The organism is Roseomonas populi, assembly GCF_024594815.1.
GTDB lineage: Bacteria > Pseudomonadota > Alphaproteobacteria > Acetobacterales > Acetobacteraceae > Roseomonas > Roseomonas populi.
Window position 1 is genome coordinate 47,201 of record NZ_JANJOU010000029.1, and the last position, 20,501, is coordinate 67,701.

Consider the following 20,501-nt stretch of genomic DNA (forward strand, 5'->3'; position numbering starts at 1 on the left):
CGGCGGTCGCCACCGCGACCCCGAACGCCTGCCGTCGGGTCAGGCGGGCAGGGCAATGAGGTTCTGGGTGACGTAGATCTCGCAGCGCTTCACGTCATAAGGGAAGAGCGGCAGCAGCGTGCCGTTCAGGCAGAGGCGATAGATCTCGTAGCCCGGCAGGGCGGTGAAGAAATCGCGCATGGTGACGCGGGTCGCGATGTTGGCGGGGATGAACTCGAACTGGATCACGCCGATGCGCCGTTCCCTGATCGCGCGTTCCGCCCCCTTCAGGACGTTCAGGTCGAAGCCCTCGGTGTCGATCTTCAGAAAGGCTACCCTCTCGATCCCCTCCTGCTCGAGGTAGCTGTCGAGGGTGGTGCAGCGGATCGCGTGCCGGACGACCTGATCGGCGAACAGGTCCACGGCCTCCTGGCTGAGGCTCGCCTGGGTCGATCCGTCGCCGTCTGCGAAGTCGAACAACTCCAACTCGCCACTTCGGTCCGATAGGGCCTGCTGCACGAGGGTGATGCCCCGCCCGGAGAAGCGCTGCGACAGGCGCTGGAACGTGCGGGGGTGCGGCTCGAACGCGTGGATCTGGGCCGTCGGCGCGATGCGCGAGAGGTAGTCGGCATAGGATCCGTAATTCGCGCCGACATCGAGGAGCACGCCGCCCTGCAACTGCGGTGCGACGCTGTCCAGGAAGCTTTCTTCCGCCTTGTTCAGGCCGTGCCGGCCCTTGAAGTTGATGGCGACCCCGTTGCAGCGCAGGGCGAAGTCATAGATGGCCCGGGCGAGCCAGGAGGCCGAAGGGCGGTTGATGGCCCATATGAGCGGGTAGGCGGCCGTGGCAGCCGCGCGCCGAGCGAGACTGTCCTTCCATGCTGCCGTACGGATCGGGGCCGCGGCCGCGGCCCGCGGTACGTGATGCACGTGCCCGACGGCTGATTTCATCTTCATGATGCCGGCGATCATAGCAGTTCGCCGCGGCCGGGCTATCTGTTTCGCGCTCGCTTTGATGTTTCGGCAGCGCGGAGCCTGTTACGGCATGGGCCTGACGACGCGGGGAGGTGTGGCCGGCAACGGAAGCTCACGGGCATCGCCGCAGTGCGCGCTGAGCGCCCGATCGAGTGCCTCGCGGCCCGCGACCCCGTCCAACAGGTCACAAGGTCGGGTTCACGGCGCCATCCTGAACACCTCCGGCAACCCCGGCGTGTCCAGGACCTTCATCTGCGCCGGGCGATGCTACGCCGCGGACCGGGACAACCGGGCCTGGAACCCGGCGAGCAGTTCGGCCTTGCCCCCATAAATATCCTCGGCGGCGATGGTGAGCGTCTCGCTGCTGGTGGCCGCGCGCTTGTCCACCTCGTTCCACCCGCTGGCCGCATCGCGCTTGCCCAGGCCGAAGACGAGCGCGCGGCCGACGCGGAGGAGGAGGTCTTGCTCGGCGGCCGCGACAGCCTCGGCCTTCACCAGCTCGGGCGGCGTGGAAGACGGCGCTGCCTGCACCAGCATCTCGACCTGCCGCTGGACCGAGGGATAGGCCATGTTGATGTAGAGCTGGTGCGATTCCGGGTAGTAGCGCGCGGCCCGGTAGGTCAGGTTCCGGTCGGCGATCTCCTGCGGCTCCCGCAGCACGAGGATCTCCGGCGCATCCTCGACATCGAGCACCTGCTCCGTCGGCGTGCCCGGCGGCAGCTCCTTCGGGGGCTGCTCGTTCCGCGGCCTGTCCTCGGCCTGCCGGGGCGGCCGCGCCTCCGCACGCCCCGCCAGTTCCGCCTGGCGCTCCGCGGACATGGCCCGCGGCATGATGGGCCGGCGGGCGCGAAGGCGCGTCCGCTTGATGCCCAGCATGCGCAGCAGCTTGGCCAGCTGGTCGGAGACGTCGCGGGACAGGTCCACGTCCGGCGACATGCTGGCGATCAGCTCGATCAGCCAGGCCGGGCGGTTCTCGCGGATCATGCCCGCGAAGTCGGAGGCCCGCACATGGTCCTGCACGCCGGCGACATAGCGCAGGAACTGCCGGTAGCCGTCCACCCGCACCGGGAAGTCATCCGAGAGATGGACCAGCACGGAAATGTGCCGTGCCCCGAAGGTAACGCCGTAGGCCGGTGCCTCCAGCGTCCAGGCCAGGCCACGGCGCATGTCGTAGAGCTCTCCGCCGTGCACGATGGCGCAGAAGCTGGTGTCGTGTACCAGGCCGTCCTCGTAGGAGGCGTTGCTGCCCGGCCGTGTCGGGTGCGGCGGATCGTAGAGGTACTCGATCCGGATGCCGTCCGGCAGCGCCACCGCCTCGTGCTGCCCGTAGTGGGAGGCAATGCGGTCTTTCAGGGGCACAAGACGACGCTCGCCGCGAAGGTGGTGAACGTCGGGGCTGAGGATCAGGTCGATCCCCTCGCCGATCTCGAAGAACTTGTTATAGATGGTCGTGGGGACCCAGTTGCGCGACATGGCCGGGTTGCCGGCATAGGGGTCGGCGACCGTGTCCTGCTCCGGGGTGTTTCCCAGCAGGACCACCTCCGTCCAGTCGCTGTCGGTGGATAGGCCGTCCGCCTGGGCGGCCGCCGTCGCGTCCACGACGAACCCTGTCTTCCCCGTCGCGGGATCAACCAGCGGGACGCGGCCATAGAGGCCATCCCGCTTGCCCAGCATGACTTCGTGCACCCGCCCCGCATGGCAGGAACGGTAGCGCAGCCCGAGCTGGTTCGAAGGCAGCGAGGCGACCTTGGCCCCCATGCCGAAGTTCCGGTCCAGGCCGTGCTGCTTGCCGATAGAGGAGGCGATGTCGCACATGCGGAAGAGCTGATCCGCTGTCATGCCCGTTCCGGAATTCCAGAAGCGCAGCTTCCGCACGCCATCTACCCGCGCGGCGGTCACCTCCACCTTGCGCGAGCCGGCCGGCGCGCTCCCCGCGGCCTCGAGCGCGTTCATCAGGAGCTCGCGCACCATCAGGATCTTCGGCGCCCGCTCGATCATGCTGGCCACGAGGAAGTCTTCGTCGCCGACGCTCAGCTTACTGAAAGACGTGCTCACCGGACCATCCACGCTGCCGGAAGTGCGCGGAATGCGCCCAATCCAGATTTCATTGTATCGGATACCTAAAGGCGACAGAAGGGGCCCGCTGGTCCTCAGTTCTGTAGTTCATTGCGCGAAACTGTCGCAAATTGTGCAAACGTGGCAGGACACCTCAGCTTTGCCACGGCCCTAATCCCCTGCGGATCTGATGTTTTCGGAGGGGGCGGGAGGTGTCGCCGGACGCGCCCCTGTAGGGTGGCTCCTACAGGATGTGGCCGTTCCAGGGCCTCACCGCCGCCATCCTCCCGCTGATCAGGCCGGTGCCAGGCCCAGCTGCGCCAACTGGTCCAGCACATGGACTTCCACCACATCCACCGGCAACTCGCCGATGCAGCGGCAGGCACCGGTATCGAAGATCGCGCGCCGTTCGGGGCCTGCCTCGCATGGTGCGCAGGGCTTGAACAACGCGACGTAGGAGGATGTCTCGCGCAGCGGGCCCCGGGTGGCCGGATTGGTGGGGGCGAAGACGGCCGTCAGCGGGATCCCCAGCGCGTTGGCGATGTTCATCAGCCCGCTGTCATTACTGATGAAGTAGCGGCAGGACAGCATGGCCCTCGCCATCTCGCCGATGGTGCCACCCGTCAGGTCCAGCGTGCCCTCCACCCACTCCTCCGGAACCCCGAAGGATGCGCATTCCCAACCGCGCGCGGCCAGCCGGGCCGCGAGCTCGGCGTGGCCAGGCCAGCGCTTGGACACCCAGTGCCCGCCCTTGGACCCGCCGTGGAAGCCGATGCGCGCTCCGCCGGGCGGGGCGTAGCGCAGCCCACCCACGTAGTAGTCGGTGACATCCTCCGGCCCGTAGCCAATGCCCAGCACCTCCCGCGCCGATTCCAGGTTGTACTGTGTCTCGTGCAACGGCCCGGCCGGATCGAAGTCTCTCCAGTCGCGTGCGTTCCGCGTTGCCCTGGCCTGGAATGGCGGGCGGACATTCCCGAAGCTGTGGGTCAGGAACACCAGGTCGTAGCGCCGCCGCAGAACCTCCTGGCGCAGTGGGAAGACGCTGTTCACCGATGCTTCGTCCTGCAGCAGGAACAGGCTGTCCCGGTGATCCTCCGTCACCACCACGTCCACGCGCCGGCCCAGCTTCCGGGCGATGTTCCGCAGCATCGGCCCGACATGCAGCATGTTGCCGATGCCCGACCCCACCCCCACCAGCAGCCGGTCTCCGATCGTGGAGACGATCCCGGCCAGGGCGGGCTTCTGGCGGGCATAGGCGTAGCGGGCAGCGTTGGCCGTCGCCTTCGCCTCGGCCTCGGACCTGTGCGTGGCGTCCCGGCCGAGCTGCCGGATGGCGGCGGCCCAGGCCCCCGGCTCTTCCGGGAGGACCGCGCCCGATTCCGCCAGCAGCACGGGCACGTTGCCCTTGTCTGATCCCAGCACGGGCTTCCCGAAGCGCTGGGCCTCGATGCAGACGCGGCTGAAGCTCTCGACGAAATGGTAGGACGGCACAGCGACGGCCAGCGCGCGGCGGTACAGCAGGTCCACCCGGTCCACGCGCGGCAGTATCCGCAGGTTGGGCAGGCCCGCCGCGAGGCGCCTGGCTTCCTCCAGCCCCGACTGGCTGGCCAGGGCGATGAAAGGCTGATCGGGCAGTAGCCGCGCGACGGCGAGAAGCAGGCCGAAGCCCTTCTCCTCCCGGGTGTTAAGCAGAAGGATGAAGTCGCGCCACCCGCCGGTCAGGGCTTCGGCCATTGCCAGGTCGTCGGGCGGCACCTCGTCCCGGGGGAGGGAGAGCAGCACCGGCGCCCGGAACCCGAAGGCCTCCTCCAGAACGTCCCGCGTGAACTCCGAGTTGGCGTAGATCGTGGCGGCGCGCTGCACCACGTAGCGGAACGTCGCGCGCGCGATGGGGCGGCGATCCCCCGCGGCGAAGAAGCGCCCGTCATCCTCGGTGGCGCCGAGACAATCCCGCCAATAGTGCACGCCATAGACGAAGGGCACATCGAGGAAATCGAGCGCCTCCGCGACCTCCTGGCCCAGGCCGGACAGGACGTGGACCAGGGCCGGCCGCTGCTCCAGCACCAGGCGGCGTATCGCGTCGGCGTCCGGTGCAACGAAGGCGTAGGGCCAGCCGCCCTCCACGCCCGTCTCCCCCGCGCGCTGCGCCTGCGCGCCGATGATCATCGGCTCGTAGCCCAGTGCCGCGTAGTGCTCGGCCATGCTCTCCAGGAACTGCTCGCCGCCGCCGAACTTCACCACGCCGTGGCGGGAGACGCAGAGCACCTTGCCCGCCGGGCGGAGATCCGGACGCGGCGCCCAGCGGTCACCGGCTCCCGGCTCCCAGGACGCGACATCGCCCCGGACCTGCAGGAGCTGGTCTCCCAGCGCCGCGGCATCGGTGAGCAGCCCGGAGCGCGCCAGCCCCGCCAGCAACTCGGTCCGCCACAGGTCAATCGTTCGCCCGCCCGGCCCGGGGAGGCGCAGCAGGCCGCACCAGGACGGGGCGCGCCGCGCCGCCTCCTGTGCGTCCGCGGGCAGGGGAGACGGGACCTCTCCCAGGAGGAGCCAATCGGCCGGAACGGCCTGAAGCGTCCGGGCCAGCGCCCCGCCGCCTGGCAGCCGTGTCGCCGGGCCATCCCGATCCTCCCACGGCAGGATCTCGAACAGCTCTTCGCCCCGTTCCACAACCCGGCTCAGCGAGGCCAGACGCGCAGGGGCTTCGCCGACCTCGTCCTCCGCCAGATGGCGCAGGGCCCGCAGGTGGAACAGCGCCGATCCGCGGGTAGGATCCAGGGCCAGGATCCGCTCCGACAGGCGCAGTGCCTCCGGCACGCGGTTCAGCGCCAGAAGTTGCTTGCTGCGGAACTCCAGCGTCTCCACCGTCTCGGGAAGTCCGACGAGCTGCGCCAGCGCCATCTCGGGGCGGCCCAGTTCGGCGAGGCACCGCGCGGCCGTCAGCCGGAGGCGCGGAACCGCCTCTGGCAGCATCCCGGCCGCCGTCTCCGCCTCGCGCGCCGCCTCTTCCAGCAGGGCCGTGCGGGCCGGGGGCGCCAGGCCGGGACGGAGGGCTGAGCGGCGCAGCGCCGTGGACAGCTCCGCCCGGTAGTTGCCGGCACCGGGGCGCATCAGGACAGCGCCGCGGAGCAGCTCGGCCGCCTCGTCCTCGCGACGGCCGCGCAGCAGGGCCAGGCCGCGCAGGAAGCGGGCCTCGTGGTCTCGCGGCCAGCGCGCCACAACCTGCCCAGCCAAGGCGGCCGCCTCCTCGTACTGCCGGGCGTTCAGCAGGCCGCGCACGGCCAGCAGCGCCAGGGCGAGCTGCTGCGGCCTGTCCTGCAGCATGGCCTGGCCCAGCCGTGCCAGGGCGGGCCATCCGTCCGGCGTTGCCAGCCGGCGCGCCAGGGGCAGGAGGAGCATGTCCTCCAGAAGGCCCCGGAACCGTCCAGGATTGTCCGGCGGTGTCTCGCCCATGGCCTCGGCGAGGGCGGACAAGGCATCCAGCACGGGCGGCGCCAGGGGCTCCGGCAGGGGTTCCTCGTTCTCCGGGATGATTCCTGTCCTGGGCGGCAGGGCGCGCAGCAGGGCTGGCGGGAGGTGCGACGGCGCTGCTTCCCGCAGCACCGCCTCTGCCGTGGCGACGGGCGGCCCATCACCCGCCGGGGACGCGACGCGAAGGCTGATCCGTCGCGGCGCCTCCCCGCTCCAGCCCGGGCGGATCTCGATGGCGAAGCCGTGCCCGCCCGGCGCATCCTCGGTCGCACCGCCTGAGGGCAGCCCGGTGCGGAACGTGCCCACGGGCTCGCCATCGACCTCCAGCGCCAACAGGAGAGGCCGCGAGGGGTCACCCCGGTCCAGGGCCCAGCCCCGGATCAGCCCATCCTCCACCGAGAGGATGGCCCCCTCGGGTCGTTCGCCGGATAGGGCTTCCTGCTGCGATGCGTCGCCGGCCGGGCCGTCGTGCGCGGGGCCGCCATGGTAGGACTTCTCCTCCACGAGCAGCGAGCCCAGGAGAAGGTTGATCCTCCGCTTCACGGCGGCGCGGTGGTCGTTGTTCTGGTAGACGGCACGGGCCAGCTCGATGAAGGACGGGCCGAAGTCGGCGCGGTGCTCGTGCTCGCGGATCGCGTCCTCGATGTCCCAGAGCCGGCGGTTCACCGCCCCCAGCTCGGTCACCAGCGGCATCAGCCCATCCGCGGCCGCCCCGACCGTCTTTTGCCGGAGCAGGTCCAGTTCCAGCGTGACGTTCCGCAGCGCCTGCGGATCGGACAGCCTCTCCTGCTTGATCTCGAGGATAGTGATCTTGTCGAGAAGCTCTCCCCAGGAAACCGGCACTTCCAGCGGGCTCGCGTTCGGCCGGGCGTCCAACGTGCTCTCCAGCTCAGGGACAGCGCCGGGGGGAGCCGCCTATAACGGCGGCAGACATACATCCGGCGGTTTCGGGCGGAAAGGAGCCCCCCTTGGCCGCCCGGCCTGTCAGAGCCGGGCGGTGATGCGCTCCCGGTGCGCCTCGTCGCCCCAGTGGTGGCGCACGGAGGCGGCCAGGCTTTCCTGCACGCTACGGAACAGCTCCGGCTCCCGCACCATGGCCCGGAGCGCCGCGATCAGGCCCGACTCGTCCGGGAATGTGCAGAGGCCCGGGACGGGCCCGGCCGCCGGTGCCGCGAGCAGGACGACGCGCTGGCGCAGCAGCGCGTGGCCGACCACGTCGTGCGGGCGGAACTCGCCGGGAAGGGACCGATTCTCGACGAGCAGCGACGCGCGCCCATAGAAGTCGTTCCAGTAGTTCCGCCCGGATTGGACCGGGCAGACCTCGATGCCATAGGCCCGGAGCGGCCGGGCCGCAGCCTCCTCGGCCAGCACCACGACGGGGCAGGGCAGGGACGCGTCCAGGCGGCGGAGGAAATCCCGCTGCTCCACCGCCTGCGCGGCGTCCCGCAGGTGGTAGCCCACGGCCTCGATCCGGTCCGCCGGCGGTACCTCCGTGAAGAGGCCGGGGTACAGGCGGACAGGCCAGGCGTCAGGCGCAGGATCGGCTTCCGCCCAGGCCGAGGTCAGCAGCCGGACCTCCCCTTCAGGGTAAAGGGTGGCGAGGGCGGCCCGGGCCGCCTCCAACTGGCTGTGGCGGGCGACGAGCAGGAGAGCCCGCGCCGCAAGCGGCCTGGCCGGCAGCAGGGCCATGCGCTCCAGGCTCTCCAGCCCGTAAAGGATGAGAAGACGGCAATCCCGCGGAGGGGCGTTCAGCAGCGCCTCCGGAGGAAGGCGGCGGGCCTGCCAGCAGAAGCGTCCCGGCTCCGCCTCGGGCAGGGCCCAGGCAGAGGAGGATAGCCCGTGGGCCCGTTCCGCGCTGACCTGGGTCAGCAAGGCCCAGTTCAGCAGGCCATCCGATCGGAGGTCGCCGACGTGGAGGACATCCAGCCCTCCGGCCGGGCATGCGGGCATGACGCTTCATTCCCTGCTGTTCCGCCGCAGATACACGTCGCCCGGCAGCGGCGGGAGATGCTGCCCCGGAGTTCCAGGAGCCTTGGGCCCAGGGCTTGTGGGATGCGCCGAGGAAGGGGTCAACGCCGCGCTCGGCGCAATCCGCTTTGGCTTGATCCGATGTTCTTTCCCAGGTCATTCTGGCGCGTAAAGATCGGCCCAGCCGCTGGCGCGTCACCGGACGGGATCGCGGTATTTGCATGCCGCCCGTGGTGTCGGGGTGTGGGCCCGGGATGGAAGACCTATTGCTTCATCAGACCGCCTTCCTCGTCCCAAGCCTCTCTTTCACGATCGTTTCACGCGACCATCGGTCCATACATAACCGGCATGTTCACCGGCGTGAAATTCAACAGGCCTGTTTTGCAGCTGCCTGTCTGTGGTCGTCAGGGAGTGCATGAGAAGGCAGCTGAGCTGGCAGGGCAGGCGATTAAATTTCGGTTAAATATAGAAATTTCTCCTGGGTATAGACGCATCTCAGTCACGGCCTTATATCCGGCGCACCATCACGCTGCCGTGAGTCGGTGTTTGGCGGGCGTTGCGGCAGCCTTGGCGGTCGGCCGGGGCTTCTCTCGTCCGTGGGTGTCCGGAGCGCGTGGGTGAAGGGGCATCGCATGATCGACTTCGACGGCCAACGCGTCCTGTGCCTCGGCGACGTGATGCTGGACCGCTTCTACTACGGCCAGATCGACCGCCTCTCGCCGGAGGCGCCGGTTCCGGTGGTGCGGATGAAGGAGAACCGGGCGATGCTCGGCGGCGCCGGCAACGTGGCCCGCAACATCGCCTCACTCGGCGGCGAGGCCGTGCTGATGGGCATCGTCGGCGATGACGCCGCAGGGCGGGAGCTGGCCGCGCTGGTCGAGGCCACGCCCGGCATGGTGGACGCCAACATCCGGTCCGCTACGCGCCCCACCATCTGCAAGACCCGCATCATCGCGACCCACCAGCACGTCGTCCGGCTGGACGAGGAGGTCACGGGCGCCATCGACGCGGCGGATGTCGCCGCCACCTGCGCGCGCCTGACGGAGAGGCTGCCGGGCTGCGGCGCCCTGATCATCTCGGACTATGCCAAAGGGCTGCTGGGCGAGGAGGTGGTGGGCCACGCCATCGCCGAGGCGCGGCGGCTGGGCCTGCCCGTCTTCGTTGACCCCAAGCGGGACGACTTCGCTTTCTACGCCGGCGCCTCCGTCCTCACCCCGAACCTGAAGGAACTGCGCGCCGCCGCCCGGGCGCCGGTGGAGACGGAGGAGCAGGTGGCGGAGGCCGCCCGCGCCCTGCTCGGCCCCGCGCGCGCCGGCGCCATCCTCGTCACCCGCTCCGAGAAGGGGATGCTGCTGGTGGAGGCCGATGGCGGAGTCCACTCCGTGCCCGCCCACGCCAAGGAGGTGTTCGACGTCTCCGGCGCGGGCGACACGGTGATCGCAGTCACCGCCCTCTCGGTCGCGGCCGGCTATGCCCTGCCGCAGGCGATGCGCATCGCCAACGCGGCCGCCGGCGTGGTGGTCGGCAAGCTCGGCACGGCCACGCTCGACATGGAGGAGCTGCTGGCTGCCGTGGAGGCCGATGCGGCCGAGGCGACGGGCTTCCCCGGCAAGGTGGCCACCGTCGCCCAGGCCATCTCAACGATCGAGGGGTGGCGCCGCCGGGGCCTGGAGATCGGCTTCACCAACGGCTGCTTCGACATCCTGCACCGCGGCCACGTCACCATGCTCCAGGCGGCCCGCGCGGCCTGCGACCGGCTGGTGGTGGCGCTGAACACGGATGCCAGCGTGGCGCGCCTCAAGGGGCCGAGCCGCCCCGTGAACCCGCTGGAGGACCGCCAGGCCGTGATCGCCGCCCTGCAGGCCGCCGACCTCGTCGTCTGCTTCGACGAGGACACGCCGCTGGATCTCATCACCCGCCTGCAGCCCGACATCCTCTTCAAGGGTGCCGACTACCGGGCAGAGGACGTGGTGGGCGGCGACGTGGTCCGCGCCCGCGGTGGCCGCGTCACCCTGCTCGACCTCGTGCCCGGCCGCTCCACCACCAACATCATCGCCCGCAGCCGGGCCCTGGTGGGTTGAGCGGCGTGGCCGCGCCGGACCAGGCTCGCCCAGCCGCCTTCCTGGACCGGGACGGCGTGCTGATCGTCGATGACGGCTACCCGCACGACCCGGCCAAAGTGCAGTGGATCCCCGGCGCGAAGGAGGCCGTGCGCCACCTGAACGAGGCGGGCTACCTCGTCTTCGTGGTGACGAACCAGGCCGGCGTCGCCCGCGGCTACTACACCGAGGAAGCGGTGCACCGGCTGCACGCCTGGATGGCCGCCGAGCTGGCCGAGGCCGGCGCGCGCATCGACGCTTTCGAGTACTGCCCGAACCACCCGGAGGCAGCGGTGGAGGCCTACCGGCGCGTCTGCCACCGCCGCAAGCCAGCGCCCGGCATGATCCTCAACCTGCTCTCCGCCTGGCCGGTGGAGCGGGACGGGTCCTTCATGATCGGCGACCGCGAAACAGACATGCAGGCCGCACAAGCCGCGGGAATACCGGGACACCTGTTCGCGTCCGGCAATCTCAAAGGCTTCGTTCAAGGCCTGATTTAGGCGCCAGCTGCCCGATCAGGGCGTCCATGCCCCCTGGCTGCGCCGGAGCTTGTCAACAGGGCTGAGTCGGCCGAAATGCGTTGCTCGCGTCCGTCATTCCCGTGCGCTCCGACAACACCGCTTCAGGCACGGCCAACCAGCTTCCGGTGCGACACCAGAATGCTCGCTGTCAGGTGGTACAGGCTGCTGGCGGGCGCCGGCTCCTTCGTTGCCCTTCCATCCACACCGATCCGCTCGAACCAGAGCCCTCTCGGGTTCGGGGTGAAGTATTGCTGCAGGGCGTCGTAGGCCCGGATGATGCTGTCCGGCGTTGCGTCGGGCCGCAGGACCTCGGACTTCAGCCGCTCCGTTTGCGGCCAGAGGCGCGAGCCCGGGCCCTTGAGGCTTCCGTCGCTCCAGACCTCATCAAAGGCCGTACCGAGTCGCTGATTGACACCGTGGCGATCGACGAAGGCGAGCAGATCCCGCTCCGCCCCGCCGAGGACATCCGCGGGGACGATAGCATTCGCGCCGGCAAGCCCTCGGTACCAATGGATCAGCCACACCCACTCGCAGTGATGGCCCGGCTCGACGACGTGGCGGCCGCCCTCACGCTGGGCGACGAGTTCCCCGTCGAAGAACTCCGGCAGGGTTCCTGTCGCCGGGTCGCGGAAGCGGTTGAGGAAGAGCCTGACCATTTCCCCGGCGCGTTCCAGGAACACGGCCTCGCCGAACGCCTCGAACGCAGCCAGGAAGGCCTCGAGCAGGTGCATGTGCGGATTCTGCCGGCGCGGCAGGGCAGGCGGCAGGCTTTCCAGGTAGCCCCCCGCCGGATGCGCGAATTCCTCGTCCAGGTAGCGCACCAGCGCCAGCGCCTCCTGCCGGAGCGCATCGCCCGGCAGCAGGCGCGAGGCGCTGGACAGTGCCAGCAGCACGAAGGCGTGGTCGTAGAGGTCGCGGTTGCCGTCGATCACCGCGCCGTCCAGGTCGAAGCGCTGCGCATAGCCGCCATCCGCCTGGCGCGCCCGGTCTCGCAGGAACGCCACGCCGAGTTCCACGGCCTCCGCCGCGTGCGGCACACCCAGCGCATGTGCCTCCGCGAAGACGAAGACCTGCCGGGACACGACGCGCAACCGCCGGAACGCCGCCGGGCTTCGCAGCGTGTGCAGTTCCAGGCTCTCACGGAAGCCACCACGGGCCCAATCCACCCCGTGCTCAAGCCAGAGAGGCCACGCGGCATTCCTCAGCCAGGAGACCGCTTCCTCCGATGCGCTCAGCACCGAGGCGTTCGTCCCTGTCATGTCACTGATCATACGTTGAGTGTCTCGGTTGCGCGGCAGCAGCGGCGTGCTGCGCGATCTTCGCGTTCCACGAATGCAATCACCTTTCATCCCGTAGGTAAACCACCGGGGCTCCCCCGGGCTGACGGGGCCGTTGTCAGGCCATAGAATATCGCAACGTCACCGGCACGCGCCGTGCTCCATGTCGCCCGGGACCGAGAGGAGTGTCTCGCTTTGCTACTGCTGACCGGAGCCGCCGGCTTCATCGGATCCAACCTGCTCGCCCGCCTCAACGAATCAGGCGTGACGGACGTCGTCCTCTGCGACGTGCTCGGAACCGCTGGCAAGTGGCAGAACCTGCGCAAGCATGAGTTCAGCGACTTCGTCCCGATCGAGGCGCTGAGGGACTGGCTGCCGACGGCGCCGGAGTTGGAGGCCGTCATTCATCTTGGCGCCAACTCCGATACCACGGCCACCGACGGCGACGAGGTGATGGACCACAATTTCGGTCACTCGCTGATGCTGTGGCGCCACTGCACGGAAGCGGGCATCCCCTTCATCTACGCCTCCTCCGCCGCAACCTATGGCAACGGCGATTCCGGCTTCATCGATGGCGACACGCCGGAATTCCTCGCCGGGCTCAAGCCGCTGAACCTCTACGGCTGGAGCAAGCACGTCTTCGACCGGCGCGTGGCCCGCGAGGTGGAGCAGGGGCGCCGGACGCCCTCGCGCTGGTACGGGCTGAAGTTCTTCAACGTTTACGGCCCGAACGAGTACCACAAGGCGCACATGCGCAGCGGCGTCTTCAACGTGACGACGACCGTCCTGCGCGGGGAGCCGGCCCGCCTGTTCGCCTCGGACCGCGCTGATTACCCCGATGGCGGGCAGTCCCGCGACTTCGTCTATGTGGACGACATCTGCGACATCATCCTCTGGCTGCTTCGGAGCACGGCCGCGTCGGGTCTCTACAACCTTGGTTCCAGCAAGGCCCGGAGCTGGGCGGACCTCGCCAGGACAGTCTTCGCCGCGCTCGGGCGCGAACCGAACATCGAGTTCATCCCGATGCCGGAAAACCTGCGCGGCCGCTACCAGTACTGGACCGAGGCGGACATGTCGAAGCTCCGCCGCGCCGGCTACAATGCTCCGCTGACATCGCTGGAGGAGGGCGTCACCCGCTACGTGACGCAGTACCTCGCCAGCGAGGATCAGTACCGCTGAGCCTGTTCCGGACAGGGCCCGGCAGCAGTCCCCTGGAAGGGAAGGGCACCGGAGTTCCTGGGCTGGCCAGAGCGCCCCGGGAACTTCAGCGAGGGTTGGACAGTTTCCAACCCTTGCGAGCGGAAGCCCCTCGGAACGGTGCGGATACCGGGTAGGTCCGTTGCGACGATCCGGACTTCGCGTCGTTCGGGTTGATGAGGAAGCGGGTAGCCTTGCCTGCGTGCCAGGCACGTGCTCTCCCGCGCCCTCGCCTGTCATATGACAATGCAAGTCGTTCGCAGTATATTATTGACGTGAATCGGACCTTCTCAGCCCACCTCGTCCGAAGCGGAGGATGAATGACACACGCGAGCAACCCGGAAGCAGGCTTCCGGACCGAGACGGACTCCATGGGCGAGGTCCAGGTTCCGCCCGATCGCCTCTGGGGCGCCCAGACCCAGCGTTCCCGCGTGAACTTCCCCATCGGCGTCGAGCGCTTCCGCTTCGGCCGCCCGGTGATCCGGGCCCTGGGCATCCTGAAGAAGGCCGCCGCCCTGGCCAATGCGGAGCTCGGCCAGCTGCCGCGGGAGAAGGCGGACCTCATTGTCCGCGCGGCGGGGGAGGTGATCGATGGGCAATGGGATGCCGAATTCCCCCTGGTGGTTTTCCAGACCGGCTCCGGCACCCAGACCAACATGAACGCCAATGAGGTAATCGCCAACCGCGCGATCCAGATTGCGGGCGGGCAACTCGGTTCCAAGAAGCCGGTGCACCCGAACGACGACGTGAACCACAGCCAGTCCTCGAACGACACCTTCCCGACCGCCATGCACATCGCCGCGGTCGAGGTGATCTCGGGCGTTACCGTCCCGGCCGTGCGCGAGCTGCGGGACACGCTGGAGGAGAGGGCGCGCCTGTTCGGCCAGATCGTCATGGTCGGGCGCACCCACCTGCAGGACGCAACCCCGGTGACGCTGGGCCAGGTGATCGGCGGCTGGGTCGCGCAGCTGGACGACGCCGTGGCCACGCTGGAGCACGCGGTGAAGGGCCTCCTCCGCCTCGCGATCGGCGGCACGGCGGTCGGCACCGGGTTGAACGCGCACCCGGCCTTCGGCGATACCGCGGCCCGCTACATCGCGCAGGAGACGGGCAAGCCCTTCGTTTCCGCACCGAACAAGTTCGCGGCCCTCTCGGCCCATGACGACCTGGTGAATGCCAGCGCGGCGCTGCGGACGCTCGCCGGCGCCCTGATGAAGATCGCCAACGACGTGCGCTGGTACGCCTGCGGCCCGCGCGCGGGCTTCGCCGAGCTGCGGATCCCGGAGAACGAGCCCGGCTCCTCCATCATGCCGGGCAAGGTGAACCCGACGCAGAGCGAGGCGATGACCATGGTCGCCGTGCAGGTCTTCGGCAACGATGCCGCCGTCGCCTTCGCGGGAAGCCAGGGCAACTTCCAGCTCAATGTCTACAAGCCCGTCATGGTGCACAACGTCCTGGAATCGGCCGAGCTGATCGCCGATGCCTGCCGCGCCTTCGACGAGCACTGCGCCCGCGGCATCGAGCCCAACGAGGAGCGCATCCGCGATCATCTCGACAACTCGCTCATGCTCGTCACCGCGCTGAACCCGCATATCGGCTACGAGAAGTCGGCCAAGATCGCGATGACGGCCTATCGCGAGAACACGACGCTGCGCGAAGCGGCGCTGAAGCTTGGCCATGTCACGGGCGAGCAGTTCGACGAGTGGGTGCGTGCGGAGGAGATGACCGGGCCGAAGCCCTAGGCCTCGCTGCCCGGCTCATCCGTTCCGTGGCCGGGCCGGTGCCCGGCCATCCCTGGGGCGGCGCGGGAAAAGGCGCCGCTCCTCAGGGAGCACCACCCTCGCGGAGAGGCCGCCCCAGCCGGGCGAGCCGGTCCGCCGGCGCGTCATCGTCCGGGAAGCGCGTGGCGCCCTGGATGAAGAGGCTGGCGTCCAGGATCTCCCGCCGCAGCGCCGCGGAGGCCGCTTCCCCGTCGCCGGTGCGCAGTGCCGCGAGGATCTCCTCGTGCCGGTGCCGCATCCCGCCCGAGGCGAGGGACACCCAGCGCAGTTGCCAGAAGATCGGCCCGCGCCGCAGCCAGAGCGTCTCGATCAACCCCAGCAGCATCGGCGCGTCCGCCGCGCGATAGACCCTGAACAGGAAGTCGCGGTCGTGGCGGAGCACCGCCTCCGCATCTCCCCTGGATCGTGCATCGTCATGGGCCCCGATCAGTGCCCCGAGCTCGTCCAGTGCTGAGGGGACCAGCCGTGGTGCCGCCAGACGGATAGCAAGCGGTTCCAGCTCCGCGCGGACAGCGCTGAGCTCCACGAAGGCGGCGCGGGTGAGGTGCGGCACGATTGCCGTGCCGCTGGGTAGCAGCTCCAACGCCTTTTCCGCGGCCAGCCGCCGGAGCGCCGTGCGCGCGGGCATGCTGCTCATCCCCAGGGCGGCCGCGACGCGGCGGATTGAGAGGCGGTCGCCCGGCAGGAAGGTGCCGCTGCCCAGCGCCTCCCGCAGCCGGTGATAGGCGACCTCCTCCAGCGCCGGCCCGTCCTGGCCTTCCCTGACCGGTATCTCCGGGACGCCCATGGTGTGATCACACTCCCGGGCAATCTGGCGTGGCATATGGCTTGCTTCAGTCATCTTGATTGACTGCAGCTTAGCACCCCAGCCATCGCCGGAATACCGCGAGCAGTCGCGTAGCAGCCTGACAATGCTCGCCCCATGGCCGTCGCCGGTCCCCCGATCCGAGAGCATGACATACGTGACCTCCTGACAGAATTGCGATTGCAGATCGATTGATTCCGTGATCACACTTGCCGAGCTGATGAAGGGCTTTGTCGTGAAGCAGCTCGGGCGAATTGTTCAGCTGGCCTGCCTCGGCCTCTCCATCGGTGCCGCCACCCTCGCCAGGCCCGCCTCAGCGGGCCCCACGCTGGATGCCGTGAAGCGCAACGGCTATGTGCGCTGCGGCGTCTCCACAGGCGTCGCCCATATGTCGGCGCCCGACAGCAACGGGCGCTGGAGCGGGTTCGACGTGGAGATCTGCCGCGCGATCGCGGTCGCCGTCCTCGGCGATGCCGAGCGGGTAAGGTTCATACCCACCACCGCGCAGAGCCGCTTCACCGCCCTGCAATCCGGAGAGGTGGACCTGCTGTCGCGCACCACCGCGCTCACCCTCGCGCGGGACAGCACCATGGGCCTCACGCAGACCGTCGCGCACTTCTTCACCGGGCAGGGCCTGCTGGTGCGCCGGCAGGCGGGGGTTGAACAGGCCCGGCAGTTGAACGGGGCGTCGGTCTGCACCACCCAGGGCTCCGTGAACGAGCGGACGCTGCAGGACTGGGCCCGCACCAACCGGATCGAGGTCAGGACCATCGCCTTCGATACGGCCCCGAGCGTCCTTGCGGCCTTCCTCGCCGGGCGGTGCGACGCGATCACGAACGACATGATCAATCTCGCGGCCAACCGCCTGGCCGCCCCCGACCCGGAGGGCCTCCTCCTGCTTCCGGATGTCATCATGAAGGAGATGCACGGGGTGCTGGTGCGGAACGGCGACGCGGAATGGGCGACGCTCACGCGCTGGGCCGTCTTCGCGCTGATCCAGGCGGAGGAGTTCGGGATCACCCGCGCCAATGTGGAGGAGATCCGCCGGACCAACCCCGATCCCAACGTGCAGCGCTTCCTCGGGCGCATCGACAACATCGGCGTCGGCTTCGGCCTCGACGCGGACTGGGCCTATCGGGTGATCCGCACCTTGGGCAACTACGGCGAGGTGTTCGAGCGCACCGCGGGCAGGGGAGGGCTGGGGATTGATCGCGGGCCCAACCGCCTGTGGTCGCAGGGCGGCCTTCTCATGTCCTGGCTCTGGCAGTGATGGCACCACCCGCGACTCTCCGCCGCTTGGCCTCGCCCCTTCGATATGACGATACCCGGTCCGATGATGGCCGGGGCGTGACTTGCAGGAGTATCCGCCCATGAGCGCCGCTGAAATGCTGCGGAACAGTGACCTGTCCTCCACCCTCGAAGAGGCGCGGGAGCGCTATGTCGTTGCCCATCCGCAGAGCCGCGCCCTGCACGATGCCGCGCGGCAGGTCATGCCCGGCGGCAACACGCGCTCGGTGCTGTCCTACGGCCCTTTCCCAATCGCGATGGAGCGCGGCGAGGACTGCCGGCTCTGGGACGTGGACGGGCACGGCTATCTCGACCTCTGCGGCGAATACACTGCCGGCCTGTTCGGCCATTCGGAGGGGCGCATCCACGCCGCCGTGCATGCGGCGATGGCGCGCGGCCTGAACCTGGCCGCCGTGAGCGCCGCGGAGGGCGAGCTGGCCGCGCTGATCTGCGGGCGCTTCCCGTCCATCGAACTCGTCCGCTTCACCAACAGCGGCACCGAGGGCAACCTGATGGCACTGACGGCCGCGCGGGCCTTCACCGGGCGCGATACCATCATGGCCTTCCGCGGCGGCTATCATGGCGGCGTGCTGCTCTTCTCCATGAACGGCCCGGCGCCCGTGACGGTGCCCTTCCCCTTCGTCATGGCCGATTACAACGACACCGAGGGCGCGGTCGCAGCGATCCGCGCCCATGCCGACCGACTGGCGGCGGTGATCGTGGAACCGATGCTGGGCAGCGGCGGCTGCATTCCCGCACGCCCGGAATTCCTTTCTGCCCTGCGCGAGGCGACGCAGGAGGTGGGCGCGCTGCTGATCTTCGACGAGGTGATGACCTCCCGCATGAGCGGGGGCGGGATGCAGCACCGCCTGGGCATCACGCCGGACATGACAACCCTCGGCAAGTACGTGGCCGGGGGCATGAGCTTCGGCGCCTTCGGTGGCCGGGCCGATGTGATGGCGCTGTTCGACGGCAAGCTGCCCCATGCCGGCACCTTCAACAACAACGTGCTGTCCATGGCGGCCGGGCGTGTCGCGATGGGCGCCATCTTCACGCCCGATGTGGCCGAGGCGCTGTTCGAGCGCGGGGAGGCCCTGCGCGCCGCGCTGAACGCGACCCTCGCCGAGGCCGGCACCGCCATGCATTTCAGCGGCATCGGCTCCATGGCCACGGCCCAGTTCCGCCCGGGGCCCATTGAGCGCCCCTATGTCCAGACCGAGCGGGAGGAGGCGCTGCGCGAGCTCTTCTTCCTCGATATGGCCGCGGCGGGCTTCTACCTGGCACGGCGCGGCATGGTGGCGCTCAGCCTTCCGGTGGCGCAGGCGGACCTGGATCGCTTCGTGGCCGCCGTGGCGGATTTCGCCCAGGCGCGCGGAGCGCTGCTGCCGCGCGCCGGCGAGGCGCCCTGAACCGCGCCATCGCAGCGGCTTTCCCCCGGGCCCCGGTGCCCGGGCTGTTGGACGACAGTGGGGAGATCACCGATGCATCGCCGACGCTTCATCGCAACCGGGGCCGGGCTGGTCGCTGCGGCGCGGATGCCGCCCGCCCTGGCGCAGCGTCGGGATCCGCGCGTCCTGCGCTTCGTCCCGCAGGCCAACCTGACGGCGCTGGACCCGGTCTGGACCACCGCCTCCATCACCCAGACCCACGGCTACACCGTGTTCGACACGCTCTTCGGCATCGACGATGCGGGCAAGGTGCGGCCACAGATGGCGGAAGGGCACGGCGTGTCCGACGATGGCCGCGCCTGGACCATCCGGCTGCGCGATGGCCTGCGCTGGCACGACGGGCAGCCCGTGCTGGCGCGGGACTGCGCGGCGAGCCTGGAGCGGTGGGCGAAGCGCGACGTGTTCGGGGGCTCCTTCGCCCCCTTGCTGGAGAGCATGGGCGCGGCGGATGACCGCACCATCCGCATCGCCCTGCGCTCTCCCTTTCCGCTGCTGCTGAGCGCCATCGCCAAGACCGCGGCGGTTTCGGCCTTCATGATGCCAGAGCGCCTCGCCCGCACCGATCCGTTCCGGCAGGTGCCGGAAATGGTCGGCTCCGGCCCCTATCGCTTCGTGGCGGACGAGTACAATTCCGGCTCCCGCGTGGTGTACCGGAAGTTCGACGGCTACGTGCCCCGGCAGGAGCCCGCCGAGAACACCGCCGGCGGCAAGATCGCGCATTTCGAGCGCATCGAGTGGAGCGTGATGCCGGACAGCGCGACCGCCGCCGCGGCGCTGCAGGCCGGCGAGGTGGACTGGTGGGATCAGGTGAACCCGGACCTCACGCCCCTGCTGCGGCGCGGCCGCGGCGTCACCGTCGCCGTGAACGACCCGACCGGCTATATCGGGACGCTGCGTTTCAACCATCTCCAGCCGCCCTTCAACAATACCGGAATCCGCCGGGCGGTCCTCTACGCGGCGAACCAGGACGATTACCTGCGCGCCATCACCGGCAACGATCCCGAGATCTTCTCGGAATGCCATTCCGTCTGGCCCTGCGGCACGCCCTACGGGCGGGAGACGCTGCCGGCCGAGTTGCGCGGGCCAGCGGACCTGAACCGTGCCAAGGCCATGCTGCGCGAGGCGGGCTACCGTGGCGAGAAGGTGGTGATCATCAATCCCAGCGACCTTCCGAGCATCGGGCCCTTCGGCCTCGTCACCGCCGACCTGCTGAAGAAGCTGGAGATGAACGTGGAGCTGGTGGAGACGGACTGGGGCTCCGTGATCCAGCGCCGCGCGAGCCGCGAGCCGGTGGAGCGGGGCGGCTGGAGCATCTTTCACACCTGGTGGCCCAGCCCCAGCATCCTCAACCCGGCCATCACCCCGATCCTGCGCGGGCAGGGCGCCAATGGGTGGTTCGGCTGGTACTCCAACCCGCGCGTGGAGGCACTTTCGGCGGAGTGGCTGACGGCCTCGGACGAGGCGGAGCAGGCGCGGCTGGCCGAGGAGATCCAGCAGGAGAGCTTCCGCGAGGTGCCGGTGGTTCCACTGGGCCGCTACTTCATTCGCACTGCCTACCGCACCGGCCTGACCGGCTTCCTGAAGACCGCGTCCAGCTATCCCTGGAACGTGCGCTGGGCCTGATTCCCTGGACCTGAACCC

At 69.4% G+C, this 20,501-nt stretch carries 13 protein-coding genes; 7 read left to right on the plus strand and 6 right to left on the minus strand.

The features are described from left to right. Positions 1-39: 39 nt before the first annotated feature. The 4 genes from NRP21_RS24035 to NRP21_RS24050 form a co-directional block, all read right to left on the minus strand. Positions 40-936, minus strand: coding sequence for an FkbM family methyltransferase (locus NRP21_RS24035; RefSeq protein WP_257718778.1), 897 nt, complete (start codon positions 934-936; stop codon positions 40-42). A gap of 285 nt (positions 937-1,221) precedes the next feature. Next, entirely contained in the window at positions 1,222-3,009 is a 1,788-nt protein-coding gene (locus NRP21_RS24040) for an ATP-binding protein (RefSeq protein ID WP_257718779.1), read from the minus strand. A 294-nt stretch (positions 3,010-3,303) separates the two neighbouring features. Further along, entirely contained in the window at positions 3,304-7,353 is a 4,050-nt protein-coding gene (locus NRP21_RS24045) for a DUF6165 family protein (RefSeq protein WP_257718780.1), read from the minus strand. Positions 7,354-7,461: 108 nt separating this feature from the next. Next, the gene (locus tag NRP21_RS24050; protein WP_257718781.1) at positions 7,462-8,427 is read right to left on the minus strand and encodes a hypothetical protein; all 966 of its coding nucleotides are present in this window, start codon (positions 8,425-8,427) and stop codon (positions 7,462-7,464) included. 653 nt (positions 8,428-9,080) lie between these two features. On the opposite strand from NRP21_RS24050, the gene rfaE1 reads away from it, so the two are divergent. Both rfaE1 and NRP21_RS24060 read left to right on the plus strand, forming a co-directional pair. Continuing rightward, positions 9,081-10,526 (plus strand): D-glycero-beta-D-manno-heptose-7-phosphate kinase, encoded by a 1,446-nt coding sequence (gene rfaE1 / locus NRP21_RS24055; RefSeq protein ID WP_408639658.1) that lies wholly within the window; start codon positions 9,081-9,083, stop codon positions 10,524-10,526. A 5-nt stretch (positions 10,527-10,531) separates the two neighbouring features. Beyond that, positions 10,532-11,044: a D-glycero-alpha-D-manno-heptose-1,7-bisphosphate 7-phosphatase gene (locus NRP21_RS24060; protein WP_257718802.1), complete on the plus strand. Its 513-nt coding sequence runs from the start codon at positions 10,532-10,534 to the stop codon at positions 11,042-11,044. A gap of 122 nt (positions 11,045-11,166) precedes the next feature. Here NRP21_RS24060 and NRP21_RS24065 read toward each other — a convergent pair whose 3' ends face one another. Next, complete coding sequence (locus NRP21_RS24065; protein ID WP_257718783.1) at positions 11,167-12,324, minus strand: AGE family epimerase/isomerase; 1,158 nt, start codon at positions 12,322-12,324, stop codon at positions 11,167-11,169. 213 nt (positions 12,325-12,537) lie between these two features. Between NRP21_RS24065 and rfaD the strand changes: the two genes are divergently transcribed. Both rfaD and fumC read left to right on the plus strand, forming a co-directional pair. Further along, the gene (gene rfaD, locus NRP21_RS24070) at positions 12,538-13,521 is read left to right on the plus strand and encodes an ADP-glyceromanno-heptose 6-epimerase (protein ID WP_257718784.1); all 984 of its coding nucleotides are present in this window, start codon (positions 12,538-12,540) and stop codon (positions 13,519-13,521) included. A gap of 338 nt (positions 13,522-13,859) precedes the next feature. After that, positions 13,860-15,281: a class II fumarate hydratase gene (gene fumC / locus NRP21_RS24075; protein ID WP_257718785.1), complete on the plus strand. Its 1,422-nt coding sequence runs from the start codon at positions 13,860-13,862 to the stop codon at positions 15,279-15,281. 82 nt (positions 15,282-15,363) lie between these two features. Here the strand turns inward: fumC and NRP21_RS24080 are convergent, their stop codons facing one another. After that, positions 15,364-16,107, minus strand: a complete 744-nt coding sequence (locus NRP21_RS24080; RefSeq protein ID WP_257718786.1) for a GntR family transcriptional regulator — start codon at positions 16,105-16,107, stop codon at positions 15,364-15,366. A 217-nt stretch (positions 16,108-16,324) separates the two neighbouring features. Between NRP21_RS24080 and NRP21_RS24085 the strand changes: the two genes are divergently transcribed. The 3 genes from NRP21_RS24085 to NRP21_RS24095 all read left to right on the plus strand — a co-directional run bounded on the left by NRP21_RS24085 (position 16,325) and on the right by NRP21_RS24095 (position 20,483). Next, positions 16,325-17,395, plus strand: a complete 1,071-nt coding sequence (locus NRP21_RS24085; protein ID WP_257718787.1) for an amino acid ABC transporter substrate-binding protein — start codon at positions 16,325-16,327, stop codon at positions 17,393-17,395. Positions 17,396-17,495: 100 nt separating this feature from the next. Further along, on the plus strand, positions 17,496-18,821 hold the full coding sequence (locus tag NRP21_RS24090; RefSeq protein WP_257718788.1) for an aspartate aminotransferase family protein: 1,326 nt from the start codon (positions 17,496-17,498) through the stop codon (positions 18,819-18,821). Between the two features lie 72 nt (positions 18,822-18,893). After that, entirely contained in the window at positions 18,894-20,483 is a 1,590-nt protein-coding gene (locus tag NRP21_RS24095) for an ABC transporter substrate-binding protein (RefSeq protein ID WP_257718789.1), read from the plus strand. Positions 20,484-20,501: the final 18 nt, after the last annotated feature.

Excerpts from the sequence above, each read along its gene's own strand:
- NRP21_RS24090 (WP_257718788.1), top strand. The coding sequence starts at position 17,496 with ATGAGCGCCGCTGAAATGCTGCGGAACAGTGACCTGTCCTCCACCCTC.
- NRP21_RS24050 (WP_257718781.1), bottom strand. The coding sequence starts at position 8,427 with ATGCCCGCATGCCCGGCCGGAGGGCTGGATGTCCTCCACGTCGGCGAC.
- NRP21_RS24095 (WP_257718789.1), top strand. The coding sequence starts at position 18,894 with ATGCATCGCCGACGCTTCATCGCAACCGGGGCCGGGCTGGTCGCTGCG.
- NRP21_RS24065 (WP_257718783.1), bottom strand. The coding sequence starts at position 12,324 with ATGACAGGGACGAACGCCTCGGTGCTGAGCGCATCGGAGGAAGCGGTC.
- NRP21_RS24080 (WP_257718786.1), bottom strand. The coding sequence starts at position 16,107 with ATGGGCGTCCCGGAGATACCGGTCAGGGAAGGCCAGGACGGGCCGGCG.
- NRP21_RS24035 (WP_257718778.1), bottom strand. The coding sequence starts at position 936 with ATGAAGATGAAATCAGCCGTCGGGCACGTGCATCACGTACCGCGGGCC.
- fumC (WP_257718785.1), top strand. The coding sequence starts at position 13,860 with ATGACACACGCGAGCAACCCGGAAGCAGGCTTCCGGACCGAGACGGAC.